General features: G+C 38.7%; 6 protein-coding genes and 1 pseudogene. 6 read left to right on the plus strand and 1 reads right to left on the minus strand.

All coding sequences use genetic code 11. The annotated features are described in order from the left end of the window. The first annotated feature begins 3 nt into the window (after window positions 1-3). From spoT to murI, 3 genes are read left to right on the plus strand one after another with little or no spacing between them, the layout of a single operon-like run. Window positions 4-2124 (plus strand): bifunctional GTP diphosphokinase/guanosine-3',5'-bis pyrophosphate 3'-pyrophosphohydrolase, encoded by a 2121-nt coding sequence (spoT, locus tag ACXVWB_RS04685; RefSeq protein ID WP_128787050.1) that lies wholly within the window; start codon window positions 4-6, stop codon window positions 2122-2124. Continuing rightward, window positions 2124-4205 carry an ATP-dependent DNA helicase RecG gene (recG, locus tag ACXVWB_RS04690; protein WP_458485221.1) on the plus strand — a complete coding sequence of 694 codons (2082 nt, stop codon included), beginning with the start codon at window positions 2124-2126 and terminating at the stop codon, window positions 4203-4205. Before spoT ends, recG begins: the two co-directional genes overlap by 1 nt. A gap of 30 nt (window positions 4206-4235) precedes the next feature. Further along, the gene (gene murI / locus ACXVWB_RS04695; protein ID WP_128787052.1) at window positions 4236-5045 is read left to right on the plus strand and encodes a glutamate racemase; all 810 of its coding nucleotides are present in this window, start codon (window positions 4236-4238) and stop codon (window positions 5043-5045) included. Between the two features lie 53 nt (window positions 5046-5098). On the opposite strand, the gene ACXVWB_RS04700 is transcribed toward murI, so the two are convergent. Next, on the minus strand, window positions 5099-5488 hold the full coding sequence (locus ACXVWB_RS04700; protein WP_354669538.1) for a helix-turn-helix domain-containing protein: 390 nt from the start codon (window positions 5486-5488) through the stop codon (window positions 5099-5101). Window positions 5489-5619: 131 nt separating this feature from the next. Here ACXVWB_RS04700 and ACXVWB_RS04705 point away from each other — a divergent pair, with 131 nt between their 5' ends. The 3 genes and pseudogenes from ACXVWB_RS04705 to ACXVWB_RS04715 form a co-directional block, all read left to right on the plus strand. Beyond that, the gene (locus tag ACXVWB_RS04705; RefSeq protein ID WP_289901386.1) at window positions 5620-5901 is read left to right on the plus strand and encodes a hypothetical protein; all 282 of its coding nucleotides are present in this window, start codon (window positions 5620-5622) and stop codon (window positions 5899-5901) included. A 100-nt stretch (window positions 5902-6001) separates the two neighbouring features. Next, window positions 6002-6664 carry a tetratricopeptide repeat protein gene (locus ACXVWB_RS04710; RefSeq protein WP_289901385.1) on the plus strand — a complete coding sequence of 221 codons (663 nt, stop codon included), beginning with the start codon at window positions 6002-6004 and terminating at the stop codon, window positions 6662-6664. A 169-nt stretch (window positions 6665-6833) separates the two neighbouring features. Then, a pseudogene (locus ACXVWB_RS04715) lies at window positions 6834-7302 on the plus strand (alpha-hydroxy-acid oxidizing protein); the annotation flags it as partial. Window positions 7303-7711: the final 409 nt, after the last annotated feature.

A 7711-nucleotide genomic window follows, 5' to 3' on the forward strand; every position in this document is an offset into this window, starting at 1 on the left:
CCTTTGGAATTGTTTGCAGATTTAGATCGAATTATTCAGGGGTATTTGCCCGCCGATAAAATTGAATTAATCAAACGTGCATTCGTCATTGCGCGAGATGCTCACGAAGGACAATTTCGCTCAAGCGGCGAACCTTACATTACTCACCCTGTTGCAGTAGCTTCAATTATTGCGGAAATGCATTTAGACCATGAAGCAATCATGGCCGCGTTATTGCACGATGTTATCGAAGATACCCCTTATACCGAATCCCAATTAAAAGATGAATTTGGTGCTAGCGTAGCCGAAATTGTTGACGGCGTATCGAAACTAGATAAATTGAAATTCCGTACCCGCCAAGAAGCACAGGTTGAAAACTTCCGCAAAATGATTTTAGCGATGACTCGAGATATTCGCGTCGTCTTAATCAAACTGGCTGACCGTACCCATAATATGCGAACGTTGGGTTCATTGCGTCCGGATAAACGCCGTCGTATCGCAAAAGAAACTCTAGAGATTTACTGCCCATTAGCCCACCGTTTAGGCATTGAGCATATCAAGAATGAATTAGAAGATTTATCTTTTGAAGCAATGCATCCTCGTCGTTATGAAGTACTGAAAAAGCTCGTCGAACAAGCGCGTGGCTCTCGTCAAGAATTGATTCAACGCATTTCTAATGATATTTCACAACGTCTTGATAATGTGGGCATTACAAATCGTATTTGGGGACGTGAAAAACATCTCTATAAAATTTACCAAAAAATGCGCATGAAAGATCAGAAATTCCATTCCATTATGGATATTTATGCTTTCCGCGTTATTGTGAATTCGGTGGATGATTGCTATCGCGGGTTGGGGCAAATGCATAGTTTGTATAAGCCTCGTCCTGGTAAAGTGAAAGATTATATTGCCGTGCCACGTGCAAATGGCTACCAAGCTTTACAGACCTCAATGATTGGCCCTCATGGTGTCCCAGTAGAAGTTCATCTTCAAACTGAAGAAATGGAGCAGGTTGCCGAAATGGGAGTTACCGCTCATTGGGTGTATAAAGAAGGTGGTAAAAACGATAGCACCACCGCTCAAGTACGTGCACAACGTTGGTTACAAAGCTTAGTGGATATTCAACAAAACGTGGGTAACTCCTTTGAGTTTATTGAGAACGTAAAATCTGAATTTTTCCCAAAAGAAATCTATGTCTTTACGCCGAAAGGTCGTATCGTTGAATTACCAATGGGCGCAACAGCTGTCGATTTTGCTTATGCCGTGCATTCTGATGTGGGAAATCATTGTGTTGCGGCAGTAGTAGAGCATAAACCTTATCCGTTATCACAAGCTTTAGAATCTGGTCAAACTGTTGAGATTGTGACCAGTGAAAATACTCATCCAAGCGTTAGCTGGTTAAACTTTGTAGTGACGGCTCGCGCAAGAACCCGTATTCGTCATTTCTTAAAATTATTGCGTGCAGATGATGCGGTTCAGACGGGTAAAAAACAGCTAGAAATGGCCTTAAAACCACATTATCTCTCTGAGGTTTCTGAAGAGAAAATCCAAGCGTTACTAAATGAATTGAATCTCTCAAGCCTCAATGAGCTTTTTGAGGAAATTGGCATAGGTAACCAAATGTCGAGTGTCATTGCTCATCAATTAATGGATGAGGCCATTGAAATTGATGTGGATGGTGTATCTGAAAACACACAAAGTACGCTAACGTTAAGCCGAGATGGCGAAATGAAAGCGTCTTTCGCTCAATGTTGTCATCCAATTCCGGGTGATCCGATCGTGGCATTAAGTACGGCGAAGAAAGGCGTGGTTGTACATCATCAAGCTTGTTCTAATTTAACGTCAGGTAATGCCAAAGATTTCACCGCGGCAAAATGGGAAGAGGCTGAAAGTGCGGTCAATTTTGATGCCGAATTACACATTGAAATGCTTAATGAACAAAATGTATTAGGTAGTCTCATGACAGCGGTCGCGACTTGTGAAAGTAATATTCAAAGTATTTGGACTGAAGAATTAGAGAATAATGTGCTATTAGTTATTATCCAAGTTGGCGCGAGAGATATCTATCATTTAGAAAACATTATGCGAAAAATCAAACAAATTACCAGTGTGATTCGTTTGAAGCGCAATATTAATGAAGCATAATGAGCATGCAACTTCTCGATGCCGTTCCTCTAACCACTTTATCTGGTGTAGGCGCGGCAATCTCCGATAAATTAAGCCGTCTTGGAATTCATAATCTCCAAGACTTGCTTTTTCATTTACCCATCCGTTATGAAGATCGCACGAGAATAACACCCATTGCTGATCTTCGTCCTGAACAATATGCCACCATTGAAGGGGTTGTCCAAACCTGTGAAGTTGCCTTTGGGCGCCGTCCTATTTTAACCGTAAGTCTTTCTGATGGAACGAGCAAGATTATGCTCCGTTTTTTCAATTTTAATGCGGGGATGAAAAACAGTTTTCAGATTGGTACGCGCGTCAAAGCGTTTGGTGAAATTAAACGCGGGCGTTTTATGGCAGAAATTCATCATCCAGAATATCAAATCATACGGGATAATGCGCCATTGGTTTTAGAGGAAACGCTCACGCCTATTTATTCCACAACGGAAGGTTTAAAGCAAAATTCATTACGTAAGCTAACCGATCAAGCATTGGTTTTACTCGATAAAATCCAATTAACGGAAATTTTACCTAATGAATTTAATCCCCATCCTTTTAGTTTAAAGGATGCTATTCGATTTCTGCATCGTCCGCCGCCAGATATCTCGTTAGATATTTTGGAGAAAGGACAACATCCCGCACAGCAACGACTTATCTTTGAAGAGCTTCTTGCACATAATCTTGCGATGCAAAAAGTGCGGTTGGGTGCGCAGCAGTTTTTAGCGTTGCCATTGCATTATCAAATCGATTTGAAGCAACGTTTTCTTACATCTTTGCCTTTTCAACTAACGAATGCCCAAAATAGAGTGGTGGCGGATATTGAGCAGGATTTAGCGAAAGATTATCCAATGATGCGCCTTGTTCAAGGGGATGTTGGTTCGGGGAAAACCTTAGTGGCAGCCTTAGCAGCCTTATTAGCGATTGATAATGGCAAACAAGTGGCTTTAATGGCGCCAACAGAGATTTTAGCGGAACAGCATGCGAATAATTTCCGCCGTTGGTTAGAACCTTTTGGTATTGAAGTAGGCTGGTTAGCGGGTAAGGTGAAAGGGAAAGCTCGCCAAACCGAATTGGAAAAGATTAAATCGGGTGCTGTGCAAATGGTGGTGGGGACACATGCTTTATTCCAAGAAGAAGTGGAATTTGCGGATTTAGCCTTGGTGATTATTGATGAGCAGCATCGTTTTGGTGTGCATCAACGTTTGATGTTGCGAGAAAAAGGCGAAAAAGCAGGATTTTATCCGCACCAACTGATCATGACAGCAACACCAATCCCAAGAACATTAGCGATGACGGTTTATGCTGATCTTGATACGTCGATTATTGATGAATTACCTCCAGGTAGAACACCGATTACGACAGTGGTTATTTCTGAAGAGCGTCGCGATGAAATCGTTGCTCGAGTCAAAAATGCCTGTATTAATGAAAAACGTCAGGCTTATTGGGTTTGTACATTAATTGATGAGTCTGAAGTGCTAGAAGCGCAAGCAGCCGAGGCCATTTGGGAAGATTTAACGAAAGCGCTGCCGATGCTTAAAATTGGCCTTGTACATGGGCGAATGAAACCACAAGAAAAACAAGATATTATGGCTGCCTTTAAAAATGCAGAACTCGATTTGCTTGTGGCTACAACCGTGATTGAAGTTGGCGTGGATGTGCCGAATGCCAGTCTAATGATCATTGAAAATGCTGAGCGTTTGGGCTTATCACAACTCCATCAGTTACGTGGACGAGTAGGGCGTGGCAGTACGGCGTCTTTTTGTGTCTTAATGTATAAACCGCCGTTGGGGAAAGTGTCGCAAAAACGTTTACAGGTATTGCGTGATAGCCAAGATGGCTTTGTGATTTCAGAGAAAGATTTAGAAATTCGCGGCCCTGGTGAAGTATTGGGCACTAAACAGACAGGAATTGCCGAATTTAAAGTGGCGAATTTAATGCGTGATCGTAAAATGATCCCAACAGTTCAACATTATGCTAAAGCATTAATTGTAAAATATCCGAATGTGGCAGAAAGTTTAATCCGTCGTTGGCTAAATAATCGAGAAATTTATTCGAATGCCTAAAGTGCGGTTATTTTTGAAAGAGTTTTATAAATGAATAAAAAAGAAAAATGCCCAACTGTGCTCTTTTTTGATTCTGGAGTGGGTGGGTTTAGCGTATATCGTGAAGCTAAAAAATTATTACCCAATTGGCATTATCTCTATTGTTTTGATAATGCGGGATTCCCTTATTCAGAACGCGAAGAAGAAAGTATTATTCACCGCACTTTAGCGGTTTGCCAACTTGTTAATCAACGTTATCCATTAGATGCAATTGTGATAGCTTGCAATACAGCGAGTACAGTTGTGCTTCCGCCTTTGCGAGCTGCTTTTGATATTCCTATCATTGGGACTGTACCCGCTATTAAACCTGCATCAGAAATGACAAAGACAAAACATATTGGTTTATTAGCTACAAAGGGTACGGTAAAACGTCATTATGTCGATGATTTAATTGATAAATTTGCGCAAGATTGTATTGTTGAGAGATTGGGAACGACAAAATTAGTAGAAATTGCGGAGCAAAAAATTCGTGGTCATTCCGTTGATCTAATCAGTTTAAAAGATGAGTTATCTCCGTGGGCAGACATGGCAGATTTAGATACATTAGTTTTAGGTTGTACTCATTTTCCACTCATCAAAGATGAAATTCAGTTGTGCTTGCCACAAATTAAATATTTTATGGATCCTGGCGCGGCGATTGCTAAGCGGATAAAATATTTGCTCGATGGTAAAAGTGTACGAGCTCAAGGTGAAAAACATAATCAAATGTTTTGTACTGAACATTTTCTAGAAGAATCTCAATTTAAAAAAGCTTTACACCTATGGGGATTTGAATCTTTAGATGTAATAAAAATAGACTAAAATTCCTGCTCTTTAGGGCGAGGATGATGTCAAAGAGATCTGTAAAGTGAGTCTTATTTATTTTGCAGTAATTTGAGCATCTCTCTTAAAGTAGATATTTCATCTTCCTGTCTTTTTATAATTTCATCTTTATGCTGAATTATGAGTGATAATTTTTCATTTTCAAAGACGACTGCATCAGTATTGGCATAGATATTTGAATTGTTTTGACTATTTTCACTAAATAAACAAAAAAATCCTTTTTCTTTAGCGGAGTAAAGATCAGAAACGTTAATGTTAAAGATATTCGCAATTTGCTCTAGTTTTTCTAAGGTTAGCTTAGATTTTCCTCTTTCAATTTTTGAATAACCATTCACCGAAATATTCAATTTTTCGGCCATATCTTCCTGCGTCCATTGATTAAGTTCTCTTATTGTTCGAATGGTATCGTGAACACCCATCATATACTCCTAGTTTAATTTTCTATGTTTTTAGGTGAATTTATCGCTTTTGAGTTGGTGGATAAATTTTATGGCGAAATTATCATTATTCAAATGTTAAATCAATTTGTATTCAAAATCTTTGTGAGGTCTTTATGAAAAAATTAACACTATACGGTGTTGTTGCTTTATCTGTTTTTGCGTTATCTGCTTGTGAGTCCAAGCCTAAACAGCCAAGAGTATGGAAAATGGAATTGATCGGTTCGCAATATGATGCGTATTCTGGAAAGGTTGAGTGTGCATACAAGCCAGCTCGCACAGATTATTATGCAGCGGGGTATGTAACTGCTTTCTTACCACAAGGTGAAACGATTTGCCCTAAATATGCAACTTATTCGCCAGATACAGAGCAATTTCAGTTTAATAGAAATTACTAATTTATAGATAAGAGGGTAAATTGAGGTTCATCAACGGATTAGCGTTCGATGATGATCTGAGATTTACCCTATTTTTATTGATTATTAAAAGGATTATTTTATGAAATTTGCGAAAGTATTTTTAATTACTACACTTTTAGGTGTTTCTACATTTTCTTTGGCTTCATCAAAAGATGGAGAGAAGGCATATCAACAATTTCAGAAAGGGCTTGCTGCTGTTAAAAGAGGAGATTACCAAAACGCTCTAAAAATTTGGTTACCTTTAGCTAATAGTGGCGTTATGGAAGCTCAATTTAATTTAGGTCATATGTATAGGTGGGGCGATGGTGTAAAAAAAGATTATGTTGAGGCAGCTAAATGGTATAAAAAGGCAGCTGAGCAAGGCCATGTGAGAGCTCAATATAATTTAGGGTATATGTATCGAACAGGAGAAGGTGTCATACAGGATTATGTTGAAACAGTAAAATGGTATAAAAAAGCAGCTGAACAAGGTTATGCAGGTGCTCAATCAGATTTAGGCGTAATGTATCATAAAGGGCAAGGAGTAAAGCAAGATTATTTTGAGGCTGTAAAATGGTATAGAAAAGCCGCTGAGCAAGGAGAGGGAATTGCACAACGTAATTTAGGCATAATGTTTTACTTCGGGCTTGGGGTCAGACAGGATAAATATCAAGCTAGGGAATGGTTTGGTAGGGCTTGTGATAATGGTGTTCAAGCTGGTTGTGAAGATTATGTTAAGATAAATAGAGAACTTTATAATTAAATTTATTTCTTATACTTAAATTGTGGGTAATCTTTTACCCACGTTTTTTTATTCTCTCCAAAATAAACCGCGATCTAGACATAAAAATAAGAATAATTAGTATTTAATCTTGTTAAATTAATATTACACTTTGGTAAATTTCTTATTAACAAAATTCAAAGAGGTCAAAATGATTATTTCATCAGTCAGCGACTATTGTGAAGCGGCACGTCGCCGTGTTCCTCCTTTTATGTTACACTATGCCGATGGCGGTTCTTATGCAGATCAAACACTTGTCCGCAATATGAGCGATTTGGAAAATATTGCGTTAAGACAACGTGTACATAAAAGATATGTTTGACTTAGATACCAGCATTGAGTTATTTGGCGAAAAACTTTCAATTTCGACCATTCTTGCACGCTTTGGGGCGTGCGGTATGTATGCGTGCCGTGGGGAAGTCCAAGCAGCACAAGCGGCAGATAAAAAAGGCGTGCCATTTACCCTTTCAACCGTGTCAATCTGCCCGATTGAGGAAGTTGGTCCAGCGATTAAACGCCCGATGTGATTCTAGCTTTATGTATTAAAAGATCGTGGCTTTATGAAAAATGCTCTTGAGCGTGCCAAAGCTGCGGGCTGTTCAATCGTACTATTGCCGATATTAAACCAGATGCATTGGTGGATTTAAGCAAGCTTCAATTTACAAAACTTGGAGAAAAATAAACCATTTGTTGGCGTAATTTTATTTTTTGTGTATGTATTTTCAACAAACGATAAATTATTTGCAAAAAGTACTTGCAAGGATTTTGAAAATCCCTATAATACACCCCACACAACGACGCACTGTTGTGAAATATGATAAAATCCAGTGCGTCGTTCTTTTTTGCTCTTTAACAATATATCAGACAATCTGTGTGGGCACTTGTTGATTGACTTGTTTTAAAAATATTTTTTAATTTTGAAGTCTTAATAGGTGCTAACTAGAAATTCATAATACTTTATTAAGTAGTGACATTTTATGTCAGCAGTATTGAGCGATTGAACTTGAATTGAAGAGTTTGATCATGGCT

It is taken from the genome of Haemophilus sp. SZY H53 (assembly GCF_054332375.1).